Origin of the sequence: Streptomyces vastus (genome assembly GCF_039532825.1) — a bacterium.
Classification (GTDB): Bacteria; Actinomycetota; Actinomycetes; order Streptomycetales; family Streptomycetaceae; genus Streptomyces; species Streptomyces vastus.
This window is the reverse complement of record NZ_BAAASJ010000043.1, coordinates 18,501-35,567: the sequence shown is the minus strand read 5'-3', so window position 1 is coordinate 35,567 and position 17,067 is coordinate 18,501. Positions and strand designations below refer to the sequence as shown.

Annotated in this window: 9 protein-coding genes; 7 read left to right on the top strand and 2 right to left on the bottom strand. The window is 70.4% G+C overall.

Translation table 11 applies throughout. From position 1 onward, the window contains the following. Positions 1 to 36: 36 nt before the first annotated feature. From ABD357_RS21465 to ABD357_RS21445, 5 genes are all read left to right on the top strand, one after another. Complete coding sequence (locus ABD357_RS21465; RefSeq protein WP_344392109.1) at positions 37 to 6,804, top strand: DEAD/DEAH box helicase; 6,768 nt, start codon at positions 37 to 39, stop codon at positions 6,802 to 6,804. After that, entirely contained in the window at positions 6,801 to 9,026 is a 2,226-nt protein-coding gene (locus ABD357_RS21460; protein ID WP_344392108.1) for a UvrD-helicase domain-containing protein, read from the top strand. Before ABD357_RS21465 ends, ABD357_RS21460 begins: the two co-directional genes overlap by 4 nt. Before the next feature lie 136 nt (positions 9,027 to 9,162). Beyond that, a complete protein-coding gene (locus tag ABD357_RS21455) occupies positions 9,163 to 10,209 on the top strand; it encodes a beta family protein (RefSeq protein ID WP_344392107.1) in 1,047 nt (348 codons plus the stop codon). 61 nt (positions 10,210 to 10,270) lie between these two features. Beyond that, positions 10,271 to 11,002, top strand: a complete 732-nt coding sequence (locus ABD357_RS21450) for a DUF7873 family protein (protein ID WP_344392106.1) — start codon at positions 10,271 to 10,273, stop codon at positions 11,000 to 11,002. A gap of 589 nt (positions 11,003 to 11,591) precedes the next feature. Further along, positions 11,592 to 13,502 (top strand): FUSC family protein, encoded by a 1,911-nt coding sequence (locus ABD357_RS21445; RefSeq protein WP_344392105.1) that lies wholly within the window; start codon positions 11,592 to 11,594, stop codon positions 13,500 to 13,502. Between the two features lie 19 nt (positions 13,503 to 13,521). Here ABD357_RS21445 and ABD357_RS21440 read toward each other — a convergent pair whose 3' ends face one another. Beyond that, positions 13,522 to 14,475 carry an endonuclease/exonuclease/phosphatase family protein gene (locus tag ABD357_RS21440; protein ID WP_344392104.1) on the bottom strand — a complete coding sequence of 318 codons (954 nt, stop codon included), beginning with the start codon at positions 14,473 to 14,475 and terminating at the stop codon, positions 13,522 to 13,524. A 162-nt stretch (positions 14,476 to 14,637) separates the two neighbouring features. Here ABD357_RS21440 and ABD357_RS21435 point away from each other — a divergent pair, with 162 nt between their 5' ends. Continuing rightward, the gene (locus ABD357_RS21435) at positions 14,638 to 15,999 is read left to right on the top strand and encodes an amidohydrolase (protein ID WP_344392103.1); all 1,362 of its coding nucleotides are present in this window, start codon (positions 14,638 to 14,640) and stop codon (positions 15,997 to 15,999) included. A gap of 242 nt (positions 16,000 to 16,241) precedes the next feature. After that, on the top strand, positions 16,242 to 16,409 hold the full coding sequence (locus tag ABD357_RS21430; RefSeq protein WP_344392101.1) for a hypothetical protein: 168 nt from the start codon (positions 16,242 to 16,244) through the stop codon (positions 16,407 to 16,409). Between the two features lie 195 nt (positions 16,410 to 16,604). Here ABD357_RS21430 and ABD357_RS21425 read toward each other — a convergent pair whose 3' ends face one another. Continuing rightward, positions 16,605 to 17,066 carry a hypothetical protein gene (locus tag ABD357_RS21425; protein ID WP_344392100.1) on the bottom strand — a complete coding sequence of 154 codons (462 nt, stop codon included), beginning with the start codon at positions 17,064 to 17,066 and terminating at the stop codon, positions 16,605 to 16,607. Between the last annotated feature and the right edge of the window lies 1 nt (position 17,067).

Below are 17,067 nucleotides of genomic sequence, written 5' to 3'. Positions count from 1 at the left end.
ACACATCATGATCCAGCGCCGAAGGGGGACCCGCGCGTGCGACCGACTCTCGCCGCCGACCAGGTACGCGCCAGCCTGAGTCAGTACCTGGCGACGACGTACGCGCTGGCGGACGAGTCGACGCGGCGGGCGCTGGAGCAGTTCCTCGGGGATCCGGGCGACGGGATCTTCCGCGGGCCGTATCTGCGGATCCGTACCCCCTTCCGGAGCGCCGTCGGGGACGGCTGGCAGAAGCATCTCGAGTGGTGGCCCAAGGGCTTCCGGCCCCACCGGCACCAGGCCCTCGCCTGGGAGCGGCTGTCCACGCTGAACGGGCCCGCCGAGCCAACGCTCGTCACCACCGGGACCGGGTCCGGCAAGACCGAGTCGTTCCTGGTGCCGCTGCTCGACCACTGCCGGCGGGAGCGCGCGGCCGGGCGGGACGGGGTGAAGGCCGTTCTGCTGTATCCCATGAACGCACTGGCCACCGACCAGGCCCAGCGCATCAACGACCACCTGGACAACGCGAAGGACACGCGGCTTGAGGGCGTACGGGCCGGCCTCTACATCGGGGACACGCCCTCGCGGGAGTTCAAGGACTCCGTACGCAAGGTCGCCGTGGACCGGGAAGAGATCCGGGCCACCCGGCCGGACATCCTGATCACCAACTACAAGATGCTCGACCTGCTGCTGCAACGCCCCGAGGACCAGAAGCTGTGGCAGGGCTCCTCGCTCGCGTACATCGTGCTGGACGAGTTCCACACGTACGACGGCGCCCAGGGCACGGACGTGGCGATGCTGCTGCGCAGGCTCGGCGCGGTGACCGGGCTCGCGCGGGACGGGCGGCCGCTCGGGCCGGTGTGCCCGGTGGCGACCTCGGCGACTCTGGGGGAGTCGGGGGGCGAGACCTCCACGATGCTGGACGTCGCCGAGCAGGTCTTCGGGGTGCCCTTCCCGGCCGAGGCCGTGGTGGGGGAGTCGCGGCGGAGTGTGGACGAGTTCGTGGGGGAGAGCGACTTCTCGCTGCCCTTCCCCTCCCCGCACGAGGTGGCCGAACTCGGTGATCCCACGCGGGACTCGGGGGCCATGGAGCGGCTTGTGGCGGCGTTTACGGGCCAATCGGGGCTGTCCGCGGGCGAGTTGGGGGCGAAGTTGCGGCGGCACCGGCTGACCGCCGCCGTCCTGGAGATCCTCGACGGCAGGCCCCGTACGCTGCCCGAGGTCATGGAGGTGCTGCCCCGGTACGCGTACCACTGGGGCATGGCCGTCCAGCAGAAGCCGGACGTCGCCGCCCAGGCGCTGGCCCGGTATGTGGCGCTGCTGTCGACGGCCCGTGACCCGGACGACCCGAAGCGGCCGCTGCTGTCCATCGAGATGCATCACTGGGTGCGGTCCGTGTCGCGGGTGCTGCGCGGGATCACGCCCGCGCGGGCCGAGTTCCGCTGGGACGACGAGCGGGTCGCTGCCGGCGGGCGGCTCGTGAGCAAGGCCGCGGACGACGCGTCGGACGAGGCGGACACGGGAGAGGCGGGGGACGCTGCGCCCGCTCCCGCCGACGACAGCGCGCCCCGGCCGGCCGAGGTGTTCCTGCCCGCCGTCTTCTGCCGCGAGTGCGGGCGCTCCGGCTGGGCGGCGCTCTCCCCGGAGACGGACGCAGCCGAACTCGACCTGAACGCCACCAAGATCCGCCGGGCTTCCGTCGGGCGCGACAAGAGGCGCGTACGGAACATGATCGCGACCACGGCGGCGCGCGCCCACGAGGTCGCGTTCGCGCGGGACACGCCGCGCAGCGGGCCCACGGTCATGGTGCTGGACGGCGACAGCGGGCGACTGCGCCCCGTGTCGCCCGAGAGCGACTTCGAGTCCGCCCACGACGGCATGGGCCCACGGATCGCGAAGACGCTGCACAACGCGGCGTTCGTCGAGGTCGACCTCGCGGGCGAGCGCGCGGCCGAGAGGGACCAGTGCCCGGCCTGCCGCACCTTCAACTCCATCCGCTACCTCGGTACGGGTCTCGCGGCGCTCGCGGCGGCCTCCATCACCCAGCTGTTCACGGGCGGTGAACTCGACAGGAACCTGAAAGAGAACAAGACCCTCCTCTTCAACGACTCCGTCCAGGACGCCGCGCACCGCGCCGGATACGTCGCCAGCCGCTCGTACACCTTCTCCTTCCGCTCCCTGCTCGCCAGCCGCGTCGAGGAGGACTCGTCCGTCGCGCTGAGCGATCTGGCGGCGGACATCATCAAGGAGGTCGTCGACAGTCGCCTGGTGCGGGTCGCGGTCGTACCGCCGGACCTGCATGTGTTCCGGGGCGTCGACACGCTGCTGTCCGGACGCAGTCACGGTTCGAAGGCGACGTGGGAACTCATCGCCGAGCGGCTGGCGTTCGCCGCGATCATGGAGTTCGGGCTGCGGTCCCGGCAGGGGCGCACGCTGGAACTCACCCGGACCGTGGCCGCCGATGTGCCGCTGGCCGATCCGGACGGCGTGGCCGAGCTGGTGCGCGAGCTGCTGCACCGCACACCCGGGGACATCGCGCTGGACGACGGATCGGTGCCGGGGCCGGAGCGGTTCGTGGGGTTTGTGCGGGGCTTGCTGGAGCGGCTTCGGACGCGGGGCGCGATCCGGCACAGGTGGCTGGACGACTGGATCGACCAGGCGGGCGTGCGCCGCTGGCAGATCTGGGGCGGACGCGAGGAGGGCATGCCCGCCTTCCCGCCGGGTGTCTCCGCGCCCGCCTTCCTGCTGGGGGGCCCGAAAAAGGGCAGCGACGACTTCGACGTACTGACCGGACGGCTCGGTTGGTACCAGGACTGGACCGTCCGCGCCCTCGGCCTGCGCAACCGGGACGCGGCCACCGACTTCCTGGTCCGGCTGCTGCCCGCCCTCGCCGAGGCGGACGTGCTCTCCGTGCGCACCGCGGGCGACGGGGCGACCCGGGTGTACGGGCTCCAGCCCGGCCATGTGCACGTACGCAAGCTCGCCGACGAGGACGTCGCCGATGCGGGGGTGCGCTGCCCCGACTGCTTCTGGCAGCAGACCGTCCACCCCGGCCGCGTCGGCCAGTGGCACGAACAGCCATGCCCGCGCTACCGCTGCCGGGGGCACCTCCAGGCGAGCCAGTACGGCGAAGGGACCGTCCGCCAGCGAGACTTCACCGACGACTTCTACCGGCGCATGTACCGCGACGCGGGAGTCTTCACCATCAACACGGCCGAGCACACGGGCACCCTGGACCGACGCAAGCGGGAAGCCGTGGAGAAGGCGTTCCGCGACGGCACCGACGTCCACTACGCCAACCCGCAGGTACTGTCGTGCACACCCACACTCGAACTCGGCATCGACATCGGCGACTTGTCGACCGTGGTCCTCGCCTCACTGCCCAAGGGCCCGGCCAACTATGTGCAGCGGGTCGGCCGCGCCGGGCGCTCCACCGGCAACGCCTACCTGCTGACGATGGTCGACCGGGGGCCGCGCGACCGGTACTACCTCGAAGACCCGCGCCAGATGATCGCCGGGGACATCCAGCCGCCGGGCTGCCACCTGTCAGCGGTGGAGATCCTCCGCCGTCAGTACCTCGCCCACCTCCTCGACGTGGTCGCCGCCGGGAAGCTGTCGTCGGCGGACAGCGACCGGGTGCCGCTGCGTCCGCTGCCGCGCCGGGCCACCGAACTGTTCGACACCTCTGGCTGGCTGACGGACTTTCAGGAAGCCGCCCTGGCCGACGGACGACGGCTCGCGGATGCGTTCCTTCGCCTCTTCCCGCCGTACGACGAAGAACGCGGGACCGGGGTGAGTCCTCAAGCCGCCGACGCCGTACGGGAGTTCGCGACCGAAGGGCTGAAGACCGCGCTGGACAAGGCGCGCGAACAGTGGGCCGAGCGGCGAGGGGAACTCCAGCGCCGTATCAAGGCCATCGACGCCGCCACCGAACTGCTCGTCGCCGGTGACCCCGAGCACGAACGGCAGGGACGCGAACTGCGCGCCGAGCGACGGGCCGTCACCCGGCGGGCCCGCGACATCAGCAGCAGCACCGCACACGGAGCACTCGTCGACCTGGGGCTACTGCCCAACTACAGCCTCGTCGACTCCACCACCGAACTGGAGGCCACCCTCACCTGGACCGAGGACGCCCCCGACGGCCCGGCCGGTCGCAAGGAGTACCGCAGCAAGGTGCTCCGGTACGACCGCACCGCGCGGTTCGCGCTGGAGGACTTCGCGCCGGGTAACCACTACTACATCCAGGGCTACAAGCACCGGATCACCGGCCTCGACATCGGCAGCAGCAAGCGCCCGGCCTGGATCTGGTGGCGGATCTGCCCCGACTGCGGTCACGTGCGCACCCACCGGGCCCAGCAGGACTCCTCGGCGTGCCCGCGCTGCCACTCCGCCGCCATCGGTGACGTGGGCTGTCTGCACAAGGTCCTTGTCCCGCACCGCGTCCACTCCCGCGACCAGCGCGACGACGCCCGGGTACGGGACGACACCGACGAGCGGGAACGGCGGCATTACACCGTCGTACCGGCCGTGGACATCCCGCACGACAGTCTCGTCGAGGCCTGGCGGCACGGCAGCGCCACCTTCGGCTGGGAGTTCACCCGGCAGGCCGTGATCCGGCACATCAACGTCGGCGCCTCACGCGTCGACGCTGTCGCCGACGACGCCTTCGCCGGGCGGAGGGTGCGGCTCAACCCGTTCTGGGTGTGCGACTCCTGTGGCTACGCCGACCCGGACGGCGGGCCCGTCTCCGACGACGCCCTGCTGCCGGCCAAGGCCACGAAATACCACCGGCCCTGGTGCCCCAAGCTGCGCGAGGGCGTGCCCGACACGCGTGCCCGGCAGACCGGGGTCCGGCTGCTGCTCGCGCACGAACTGCGCACCGAGGCGCTGCGCATCCTCATCCCCGCCGTTACCGCACACACCCAGGAACGGCTCGTCTCCTTCAAGGCCGCGCTGCTCGCCGGGATCGCCCGCAGCTACGGCGGCGACCCCGACCACCTGGCCGTGGTCACCGACTCACTGCCCGACCCGGGCAGCGGCGATCCCGACGTACGCCGCCACTACCTGGTCCTCTTCGACACCCTCCCAGGAGGCACCGGCTACCTGCACCAGCTCGCCGGGCCCGACGGGCTGCGGGACGTACTGGCCCGTGCCCGGCAGCTCATCGAGACGTGCGCGTGCGTGGAGGAGGGACGGCCCGCCTGCCACCGTTGCCTGCTGCGCCACGTCGCCGACAGCGAGTACGAGCAGGTCTCGCGGGAGCAGGCCCTCGACATGCTCGGCGAACTCTTCGGCCGGGAAGGCGAGGGCTGGTCGGCGAAGCCCGTGGCCACCACCGGGGACATCACGCTCGTCCACCAGGTGGAGAGCGAGCTGGAGGCGCTGTTCAGGCGCGGGCTGCTGGAGTGGGCGGGCCGCGACGACGTCGACGAGGCGAGCGTACGGACCGCGCTGACACCGGACGGCGAGCGGAGCACGGAGCTGCGGCTGACCGCGCCGGACGGATCCGTGACCCGCTGGCAGATGGAGACCCAGACCTCCCTCGGCTTCACCCGGCCCGACGTGGTCTTCACACGCTTGGACGCCGAGCAACCGCGCGTCGCCGTCTACCTCGACGGCTACCGCTACCACGCGAGCCCTGAGCACAACAACATCGCCATCGACGCGGACAAGCGCACCCGGCTGCGCGCCGAGGGCTGGCAGGTGTTCCAGCTGACTTGGGACGACGTCGAGGCCTGGACCGGGCGGCGCAAGCCGCCCGCAGACCCGGTGTGGGTGCCGTACCAGAACACCGCGCAGAAGACTGCGCTCGACATCCACCGTCGGCTGCACAGCGGGGATACCAGGGATCTGCCACGCTTTGTGTGGGCGAACCCGGTGGACACGTTGATCGGGTATCTCACGCGTCCCGAGCCGGAGTTGTGGCGCCGCCGCACCCAAAGCGCGCTGTCCGGTTTCGCCGCCGTAGCTGCCACCAGCCGGGCCCTCGCCGACGGCCCGGCCATCGCCGAGCGCATCACCGAGGCCCTGCGCGGGCAGCCGCTGGCCGGGGGCAAGGGTGCCGTGCAGGTCTTGGCGACCAAGGACGGCAGCGGCTGTCCGTTGACCGTCGCCCTCGATCTGCGCCGGGGGCAGGCGGGCGCCGTGTGGTCGGCGGTGACCGTGCTGGACGACAGCCCGGCGGTCGCGGACGAGAGCGCGCATCGGCGGCGGTGGCAGGCGTGGTTGTACTGGACGAATCTGCTCCAGTTCCTCAATGAGGGGGAAGGTGACGGGGCGCAGCTCGCTGTGAGCGGGCTTGATGCGTTTGACGCCGGGGAGCTGGCGGTCACGGGGGGGACGGGGTGGCTGACTTCGCAGCGGCGGAGGGTGGCCGTGGCGGAGTCGGAGGGTGTCGCCGAGCCTGTTGTTGTGGAGAGCGCGGAGTCCGGAGTCGTACGGGATCCGGGCTGGGACGAGGTCATCGAGTACCTGCTGGACGAGCCGGGGCTGAAGGAGCTGTGCGTGGTGTTGGCGGAGCGCGGGGTGTCGGCTCCGGTGGCCGGCTACGAGCTCGGCGCCCAGCTCTGGCCCGCCGAACTCGCCTGGCCGGACAGGCGAGTTGCGGTCGTGCTGGCGCATCGGCGGGGCGAGGACGGTACGCCGGATTACGACGCCGAGGAGCGCGACAAGGCGTATGCGGCGGCGGGGTGGCGTGCGCGTACCGCGGTCGAGTGGGACGCCGGGGAACTGGCGGCGCTGCTGCTCTCCGGAGCCGGCGGGACTGCCGGAACTGCGGGAACTGACGGGGGCGAGAACTCCGAGAATGGGGGGCACGCCGGATGACCGGGGGCGCCACGCTGCGGCTGCTCGACAAGGCGGACAAGGAGATCGCCGCGCTGGACCGTACGACCGTCGAGGCGGTGTACCGGTTCCAGCGCGACTTCCGTAAGAACCCGGGGGCGGGGGTGTTCCACCTCCGGGAGTTGAGGGATGACGGCCGCCTGTTCTCCGCCCGCGTCGACCAGGACCATCGCGCGCTCCTGCTCCGGCTTGCCGCCGACGACTGGCTGCTCGTCTCGGTGCAGCACCGCGACCGTGTGAAGCAGCACGCGGACCGGCTCGCGTACGGCATCAACCAGGTCACCGGCGCCATCGAGTACGTAGACCTCCAGGCCGTGGAGGAGGACGTACGCGACGCACCTGACGCTCAACAGCCCGTCGAGGAACCGCTGTTCGCGCATTACGGCGCCGAGCGGCTCGCCGAGCTGGGGGTCGCCGAGCCGCTCATCCCGATCGTCCTCAAACTCACCTCGGATGACGAGGTCAGGGCGCTCGCGAAGTACGCGCCCCGGCACACGGGCGAAGTACTGCTGCGGCTGCGCGACGGTTACTCGTACGAGGACGTCAAGGAGCAGGTCACCGCGCCGGTCGCGGTCAAGAAGGAAGATGAGTTCGACGCCGAGGACTGGCAGTCGGCCGCTGGGCGCTCCCAGGCCGTCGTCATCACCGACGACGAGTCGCTCCAGAGCATCATCGAGGAACGCGACTTCGGCCGCTGGAAGGTCTTCCTGCATCCCACGCAGGAGAAGCTGGTGCGCCGCGAGTACTCCGGCCCGGCCCGGGTGAGCGGCGGCCCCGGCACCGGCAAGACCATCGTGGCGCTCCACCGCGTCAAGCACCTTGTCGACCGGCTCGGGCCCGGCCACACCAAGCCGGTGCTGCTCACCACCTTCAACAAGAACCTCGCCGCCGATCTGCGGGCCCGGCTGCTGGCCCTCGGCGGCCCGGAAACCGTGGCCCGTGTCGACATCGTGCACGTCGACCAGCTCGCCACCCGCGTGGTGCGCGAAGCCGACCCGGGCAACGCCAAGCGGCGTATCGACGACTCCCAGGCGCTCAGGGAATGGCGGCAGTTGCTGGTGGAGTCGGGGGAGAACCGCTGGGACGCGGAGTTCCTCAGCGACGAGTGGAACCAGGTGATCCTCGGGCAGGCCGTCCGCTCCCGCTCCGACTACTTCGTGGTGCGCAGAGCCGGCCGCGGACGCACCCTGAGCCGCGCCGAACGGGCACAGGTCTGGCAGCTCGCCGAACGCTTCACCCAGCGCCTGGAACTCAAGGGCCTGGAGACCCACCGCCAGGTCGCCGAGCGGGCCGCCCGCCTGGAGCTCGACCGCAAGACCAAAATCGACCGCAGACAGCAGCAGACCGACGAACGCGGAGGACTGGCGAACGTACACGTCGAGTCCGGCTCCGGAGCCTTCCTCCGCTACCGCTACCGGCACATCGTCGTAGACGAGGCCCAGGACCTGAGCGCCGCCCACTGGAAGATGCTGCGCGCGATGGTCCCGGCCGGGCCGAACGACATCTTCCTCGTCGGCGATACCCACCAGCGGATCTATGACAACCAGGTCACCCTCGGCAGCCTCGGCATCAACATCCGCGGCCGTTCCTCCCGCCTCACCCTCAGCTACCGCACGACCTGGGAGATCCTCCGCGACGCCACGAAGGTCATGGATGAGGCAGCCGAAGCCGACTACGACGACCTCGACGGCGGAACCGACAGCCTCAAGGGCTACCGCTCGGTCCTCCACGGTCGCCGTCCCGCACTGCACCGCGCCGACAGCTGGGACGAGACGCTCGACGCCATCGCCGACCAGGTGAAGGCCTGGCACGACATCCCCCGCGAGTCCGTCGCCGTATGCGTCCCCACCAACGACATGGCCTCGGACGTCGAGCAACGCCTCGCCCGCCACGGCATCACCTCCACCGTGATGACCCGCGACGGACTCCCACGCAACGAGGGCGTCCACATCGGAACGATGTACCGCTTCAAGGGCCTCGAATACCAGCGCATGATCATCGCCGGAGTCTCGGAAGGCTTGGTCCCCCGCTCCGCCGTCGACGCCTGGCAACGCACGGACCCCCTCCGCCACCGCCGCGAGCTGCAACGCGCGCGCTCTCTCCTCTTCGTCGCGGCGACCCGGGCCCGCGATGCCCTGGCGATCTTCTGGCATGGGGAGCCGAGCCGGTTCCTGGCACCTCTGGGGGCGTCGAACAGGGCCTGATGTCACAGGAGTTCGGGAGAGTTCACGAAGGTTCGGACAGCCTTGAGCCTCGAACGGTCATGACCGAATAGGCACTCTTTCAAGCATGTCCGCCCGGGTGTCACCGTTTCGTCAGGAACGGACACTGGGGGCGGGTATGGCAATACCTTCGTACGTTCCGGGACTGCCCGTGAAACACGCGGCGCTGGCCGGATTCAAACAGGTCGAGCTTCCTGACAAGGAACGTGTGCAGCCACTCTGGACCATCCCACCGCCGGACAGGACGGCGGAACTGGTGGAATACCTGAGGGGAAAGGCGCGGGTCCTCCGTAACGGACCCGGTCTGCATCCGGGTTGGCTCGACGCCCGGAACGCGGAGGGTGAGCTCGACCTCGTGGTCGAGCACATGTGGCAGGAGGTCTGTGCCACCCTCCTGGGCACTGCGTTACGGCCGGTCACAGGGCCCGAACGTGACCCGGCCCAGCAGACTGCCGCTGCCGAGACTGCCAGGGAATGGGGCGACGGACTCGGCGTGCGGGTCGCGCTGCACGCCGGGCCCGATGCGGATCTGCGCGATCGGTGCCGGGAACTGGTCGGCCGAGTGCGTGGCCGAGACCCGGAGCTGGATCTCTTCCTCGACCTGTACGACATCGGAAACGCCGACGCCGCCGTTGCCCGTGCGCTCCTCGGCTGGCGCGAGGTCGGCACACTGGCTGAGTGGCGCACTGTCACGCTGCTGGGCGGCTCCTTTCCCTGGGGCGCGAAGGAGCTGAAGGATCACGATCTGACGGAGTGGCCGCGCGCCGAGTGGCAGGTCTGGCAATTGGTACGCGACCGAATGGAGCCCCAGGGTCCGAAGATCACATACGGCGACTACTCGACCGTCCACGCTCGCAGCGGCGACGCGCCGCCCGGCGGAGGGATCTTCTACGAGAAGCCGCGCTACACCACGGCCGAACACTTCCTGATCGGCAAGGGTGCCCAGTGGGGTCGTGGTGAGGAGAGCCTCATGAAGACGCTCGCCGCGCGGATCGTCGACGATCCCGAGTTCCGTACGTCCCGCAGCGACGGAGAGCGATGGTTGCAGAATCAGGCAGATCCTGCCGTCAGGACGAACCCCGGGAACCCCTCGGTGTGGGTGGAGAAGGGCCACATACAGCACCTCACCTTCGTCGCCGACCAGACACGCGAGCCAGACCGTTGACCTGGCCGCGGACCGAATAACCCGTCGGAAAACCCCACTTGCCACTGCTACCGTCTCCGACGTGGCGAAACTCAATCAGATCATCGCAGTCGAGAAGGGCGTCAAGGCCAAGTCGCACCAGGACCTGACGGCCGCTCACCATGGGCTGCAGAAGCCTGCCCTGCTGGCCGGTATCTCGCGTACGTATCAGCCGAAGGACGAGGAGGGTGAGCAGTTGCCGCCCGAGTCGACTCGGGTGCAGGTGCAGGCCGAGGACGTACTGCGGGACACCGCGGCCACCCTTACACGGCTGTTCGATGTGACCGCCACCAAGGACTGGGCCAACTGCACGGCCAGGGCGGACGTCACCGTTGACGGGCGAGTGCTCGTCGCCGAGGTGCCGGTGTCCTATCTGCTGTTTCTGGAGAAGCAGCTCACCGATCTCAACGCCTTTGTGCGGAAGCTGCCGGTGCTCGACGCCTCCGAGTCGTGGGCGCAGGACCCGTCCACCGACGCCTGGAAGACCGAGCCGGTCCGGACGCTTCGTACGAAGAAGGTGCCTCGGAACCATGTGAAGGCCGAAGCCACCGAGAAGCATCCTGCGCAGGTCGAGGTGTACTACGAGGACATACCGGTCGGGTACTGGACGACCGTCAAGTTCTCGGGTGCCCTTCCCGCCCGGCGTGTGAACGAACTGCTGGACCGGGTCGAGAAGTTGCAGCAGGCGGTCAAGTTCGCCCGGGAAGAGGCGAACGGCGTCGACGTCGTCGACAAGCGGGTCGGTGACGCCGTGTTCGGCTACCTGTTCGGGTAGCCTCGGAAACTCCCCGGCCACCAGCTACCTCGGCCGGGGTGCGCGAGGAGCGCAAAGCTGAAGCTGAGGCTTGTCGTGACTGCGCGGTTCCCGATGAGGAACCGCCATCAATCTCAGACTATTGCTCCAGACTCAGCATTCGCCGCCGATCGCCGGATCGACCGGGCTCAGGCCCCGGACGTCGAAATGCCGGTTCAAGTCCGGCCCGCACAGCTCGATGTGCGGTGGTCCAAAGGCAGGACGCGGCGACTTCAGACTGACCTGGGTCCTCAAGCGTGCCGGCGTGCGACATGGGCGGCATCACAGGGCTCGGGGGCCGGCTACGCCCCCGGGTCCGCTCCTTTTTGCGCACACAGCGCCTATCCTCCGTTCGCGCACGTCGCCTGCACCCCGGAGCCAGCGCCCGCTCCAACAGCCGTAGACCGGGATTGCGTTCATAAAGAACGCGGCCTCCCCGCCATCCGTCACCTCGCTGAAATGCGAGAGTTGCATCTGCTCCAGGTTCGCGACCTACCGTGGGCACCACACACCACCGCCCGGCCGACGTCGCCCGAAGGCACACCCCCGCCCTCGTACTGACAGGAGCCCCGTGTCCCGCCCCGCCCTTGCCCTGCCTCCCTGGCTCGCCCATGCGCTGCGCGCGCAGCGGGGACCCGTGCCCTGGAGCGCGGTCGTACGGGGAGCGCTGGCCGCCGGGCCGTTGCTGCTCGTGGCCGTTCTGGTCGACCGGCCCTCCATCGGAGTCGTGGCCGCCCTCGGTGCCATGCTCGCCGGGACCAATGACCGGCCCGGGAGCCGGCGGGCCTCCATCAAGCGGCTCGGGGTGCCGGCGCTCGCCGGGGCCGCAGGGCTGTTCCTCGGGGCGTATCTCGGGGACCACGCCGGAGCGGTGCTGCTGACCCTGGGGCTGACCGGACTCGGGCTGGTGGGCGGAGCTGTCAGTGCCGTGGGGCCGGTGGCTTCCGGAGCCGGGACGCAGTTGCTGGTCGCGGCTGTCGTGGGGGCCGGGATGCCGTTGCCCGAAGCAGGGTGGCAGCGTGCCCTGCTCTTCCTCGCGGGCGCGCTCTGGCTCCTTGCGCTGCGGCTTGTGCTGCCGACGCCCCAGGCCCTGGTCAGTGACTTCCGCTTCGACGGGGAGCGGGAAGCCGTCGCCTCCGTGTACGAGGCCGTCGCCGCGCTGCTCGCCGCGGTGGGCGGTGAGGCCGCCATGGCCCGGCGTGCCGCGCTGACCGCCGCGCTCGATCACGCGCAGGACGCGCTCGCGGGGCCGCGGCTGCGGCGGTACGCCAGTTCCGCGGCAGAGCGGCGGCTGCGGGCGCAGTACGCCGCCGCGCTGCCTCTCGCCGAGGCCGCGACCGCGCTCGCATGGTCCGGGGACGCCCTGCCCGCGCGCGCGGCAGACGGGCCGCGACGGCTCGCGGTCGCCGTACGGACGGGGGAGGCCTGTGGGCCGCTGCCCGCACCCGCCCGTTCCGTACCGGGGCTGCGGGCCCTCGACGACGCCCTGCTGCACGCGGCCGAGGCCTTCGACCGGGGCGGCAGGAAGAGCGCCCCCAAGGGTTCCAGCGGACCCATCGACCTCGGTGCCCAGCAGACCGCACGCCATGGTCTGCATCTACGTCCCGTCCGTGCCAAGGCCCTCCTGCGCACGGTCACCGGTGCCGGAGGCCGCGAGTACGGGCTCCGGGTGGCGCTGAGCTTGGGCGCGAGTGCCGCCGTCGCGCAGGCGCTGCACCATGTGCACTGGTACTGGCTCCCGGCCACCGCAGTCTTCCTCGTCAAGCCCGATCTCGGGCCGCTCGTCTCACGTGTGCTGTGCCGGGCCGCGGGGACTGTGCTCGGCGCCGTCGTGTTCGCCGGGTTCGCCGCGGTGCTGCCCGCGCCGGAAGGGCTCGTGGTGCTCGTGGCCGTCAGCGGGGCCCTGATCCCGGTCGCCATTCGGCACTTCGCCGCTCAGACCGCCGTCATCACCGTGCTGGTGCTCTCGCTCGTCATGGTCGGCGGCGAACCGCAGGCCTCCTGGAGCCGGATCGGCGAGACGCTGCTGGCCTGCGCGATCGTGCTGCTCGTCGGGCATCTGCCGGCGCCGGGGCAGCGCGGCGGGAACGTACGGGCCCGCCTTGGGCGTGCGACCGACGCGGCGCACGCGTACCTCGCGCAGGTGCTGAGCGGGGCCGACGACCGGGCGGCACGCTGGGCCCTGCGCCGCGAGGCCTACCGGACGCTGGCCGAGGCCCGTGCCGCGATCGACCGCGCCTCCGCCGAACTCCCCACCCTGGCACGGCACACGGAAGGCACCGACGCGGTGGCGGCCACGCTCGAACGCCTCGTGGACACGACCACCGCATGCGCCGTCCACCTCGACGACACGGGACAGCTCACCCCTCAGCACACCGAACGCCTCGCCACCCTGCTCGACGAACTCGTCGAGCGGCGGGAGCGGGCGGGGCTCACTTCGGAGGACGACCGGCCGGCCAACCCTCTGAACCTGACTGCCTGAGGCCCTCACACTCGTAGCCTCACACCCGTATTCGCGCCCACACCGGAGCATGATCCGACCCCGCCTCGTCCCGGCGCGCACTCGGATCATCCCCCACCGACGGCAGCGTGGTGACCTCCTGGGCCGGAGCCCCGGTCCCCGCACCGGTCACATGGTCGAGGAGGAGGCGGCTGACCAGTATGTGGTCGATCAGCTCAGGGCGGCCGGCGTGCACTCGGGAGAATCGTTGCTTCTCGTCGATGAGAGGGGCGATGTTCCACAGGCGGGACGCGTCGCCCTTGTCGGGGCGTTCGAAGCCGGGGGTCTTGATCTCGGAACCCGGCGGGCCCTGGAGGATCTGGGTCGTGGCGGCGGCGACCTCGTCGTTCAGGTCGCCGACGACGGCCACGTTCCGCTCCCTGCCCTTGCCGTCGAGGAACTCGTCGGCGAGCGCGCGCAGCGTCGTGGCCTCGGCTGCCCGCCGGTAGAGGGCGTACGCGCCATAGCGCGCCCGCTCGCCCTCGTCCCGCGGCTGGAACCGTCCGCCCGGATACGTCAGCAGCTTCGACTTCAAGTGGCACACCGCCACCGTCAGGGTCATCGCCCCCATGGCGATCTCCACCGCCAGGAAACCGCGGCCCGTACGGTCCACCGGTTCACCGTCGTCGTCACCCTGCACGGGTCGCATCGGAGTGGGGAAGGCATTCGTGTCGGCCCGTACCCGCAGTGCGGGGCGGCTGAGGAAGCCGACCCTGATGCCGCGGCCGTCCGGGTGCTCCGAGAGCGCGATGTGCCAGTCGCCCTCCAGCATGTCGGCCAGATCCCGCAGCGCCGCCGGGTCGCCGACCTCCTGCACACCGAGCAGTGTGGGGTCCAGGTCCGTGATCACCGAGGACAGAGCGGTGAGCTTCGCCTTGTACGCGGCCTCGTTCCTCGGTCCGAACCGGCCGCCGGGCCGATACAGGTTCTCCAGATTCCAGGTGCCGAGAAGCATGCCGGGCTCCTTCCGGGGAGCACTGCCGGTCGAGACGTGACGTGGAACGGTGACGGGCTTCGGTGACGCCAGAGTGCGCGCCGAACCCTTGCGGCGACAGGGCGAGGACCGGATGCACGGTTCACGTCACCCGGTCGTACGACCCCGTCGTACCGTGGCGTGATGACATCGCCCGACGCGGAGAACGCCGACGATCTCATCATCACCGGATGCACCGCCCTCGTGCACGACGATCATGAACAGATCGCCTTCGTCGAGGACGCCACCATCGTCGTACGGGACGGACTCATCGAGACCGTGACGACCGACGACTTGGCTGACATCCCCGCGGCCGAACGCATCGACGCGCGCGGCCAGATCGCGATGCCCGGCCTGGTCAACTGCCATACGCACGCACCGATGGTCGCGCTGCGCGGCATCGCCGAGGACCTGCCCCTCGAGGAGTGGTTCAACGACGTCATCTGGCCCATCGAGTCCAACCTCACCGACAAGGACGTGGAGTTGGGCGCCCGGCTCGCCTGCGCCGAGATGATCCGGGGCGGTGTCACCTGCTTCGCGGACCACTACTTCTCCATGGACACCGTCGCCGCCGTGGTGGCCGACTGCGGGATGCGCGCCAACCTCGGAGAGGCCTACTTCTCCTCGCAGGGCGCCGAAGGGCGCGAGCGGTCACTGGACTTCGCGCTACGACAGCGAGGCGGAGCCGACGGCCGCATCACCACCTCGCTCGCCCCGCACGCCCCGTACACCGTGGACGACGCCGACCTCGCCGCCACTGCTCGACTCGCCCGCGAGCACGGCCTGTTGGTGCACATCCATGCCGCCGAGAACCGCGACCAGACCGACACCAGCCTGGCCCGGCACGGCCGCACGCCGATCGAGATCCTTCAGGGCGCCGGGCTCCTCGACGTCGACCTGCTCATCGCCCACGGCACGGGCATCGTGGAGCGCGACCTGTCCGTCCTCGCCGGCGCCACGGGACGCGTGGCCGTTGCCAGCGCACCGCGCGGCTACCTCAAGTTCGCCTGGCCCACCACGACGCCGGTACGCGCCCTGCGGGAACTCGGCATCCCCGTCGGGCTCGGCACGGACGGGGCTGCCTCGAACGGTTCCCTGGACGTGTGGGACGCCATGGCACTCACGGCGCTGGTGCAGAAGTTCACGGAGGGGGACCCGCGGTGGCTCACCTCTCGGCAGGCCCTGCATCACGCGACACTGCAGAGTGCGCGGGCGGTCGGCCTCGGGGAGTCCACCGGCAGCCTCGCCCCAGGGCGAAAGGCCGACATCATCCTCGTCGACGTCTCCGGGCCGCACACCCAGCCCGTGCACGACCTCGCCGCCACCCTTGTGCACAGCGCGCGCTCCAGTGACGTACGGACGACGATCGTCGACGGGCGGGTCCTGATGCGGGACCGCGAGCTGCTGACGCTCGATGTGCCGGGGATCGTGGGTGAGCTGGGGGAACGGATGCCGTCGCTGATCGACCGAAGCCATGGCAGGAAGATCCAGGAGTACGACGCGTGAGGGCGGCGGGCGGCGGCGCGGGCGGGGACCACGGGGCGGGTGTGGAAAGGGTCCGATATCACTACGAGTACGAAGACTGACACGAAACGTCACGAAAGCTGAGAGATCACTCACACTGAGGCAGTAACCGAGTGTCAGCTACGTCTCAGTACGGTCACTCTGCGATCCGTTTCCCCCATGGTTGGCGTTTAACTCTAGGAGAACAGCGCTTCTACGGGAGCAGCGCTACATGGAGGTGCAAGGTGAACGGGCGAACGGTGCTTGGTCGCTTTCCGGCTGGTGGGCCGCGGGGTTCTTGGCCGGCGGAGGAGTTCGCGCAGGCTTGCCGCCTGGAGGGGCAGCAGGCTGAGGTGGTTATGGACCTGACCTCCGATGCCTTCCTGGTGGTCGTGATGGACCGCGCCGAGTGAGTGGGCGGGAGTCTTTTCCCCAGTCCCGCCCCTCCCCGAAACTGGGGGCTGCGCCCCCAGGCCCCCTGGAGGGGTTGTGGGGCGGCTGCGGCTTCCGTTGTGGCTTGTCGCGCCCACGCGGCGGAGCCGCAAATTGATACAGCCCCGGGCCCCTGAAGGGCGGACCTGGTCCGGCGGTTATCCGCCGGGCCATGATCAGGCTCGGACCACCCTCGACCACACCGGCGTCGTCCCCGTGACCCGGCACAGCGCCAGGTACAGCGGGATCGGCGGCGTGTACGGAAGCTTGCCGTCCGGCTTGTGGATCAGGTCCGGGAGGGGGAGCGCGGGCGTGCCCGGGATTACCGCTCCCGTCGCGTAGTGCGCGGGTGAAGGCCACTCCAGGGAGACGTCGGAGTCGGCCGGGAGCAGCCACCACCACTGGGAAGCGTCGGCGTATACGCAGCCGACGCGAGGTAACCGGGACATCAGTGGGGGGCCGAATCGCGCGGGCATCGCCACCGCGTCGCAGCCGAGTGGCGCCTGCATACCCTCCGGAACGGTGAGGCGTCGCAGCGCCCCCGCCCCGGACGGCGCCCGTAGCGAATGACGCAGACGAACCAGTGTGTCCAGGTGAAGCACCCTAGGCACCCCGGCCGACGTAGCCCTCACACCCATT

What these genes read in the sequence shown, in the direction of transcription:
- ABD357_RS21460 (WP_344392108.1), top strand. Translation starts at nt 6,801, where the DNA reads ATGACCGGGGGCGCCACGCTGCGGCTGCTCGACAAGGCGGACAAGGAG.
- ABD357_RS21435 (WP_344392103.1), top strand. Translation starts at nt 14,638, where the DNA reads ATGACATCGCCCGACGCGGAGAACGCCGACGATCTCATCATCACCGGA.
- ABD357_RS21455 (WP_344392107.1), top strand. Translation starts at nt 9,163, where the DNA reads ATGGCAATACCTTCGTACGTTCCGGGACTGCCCGTGAAACACGCGGCG.
- ABD357_RS21440 (WP_344392104.1), bottom strand. Translation starts at nt 14,475, where the DNA reads ATGCTTCTCGGCACCTGGAATCTGGAGAACCTGTATCGGCCCGGCGGC.
- ABD357_RS21425 (WP_344392100.1), bottom strand. Translation starts at nt 17,066, where the DNA reads ATGGGTGTGAGGGCTACGTCGGCCGGGGTGCCTAGGGTGCTTCACCTG.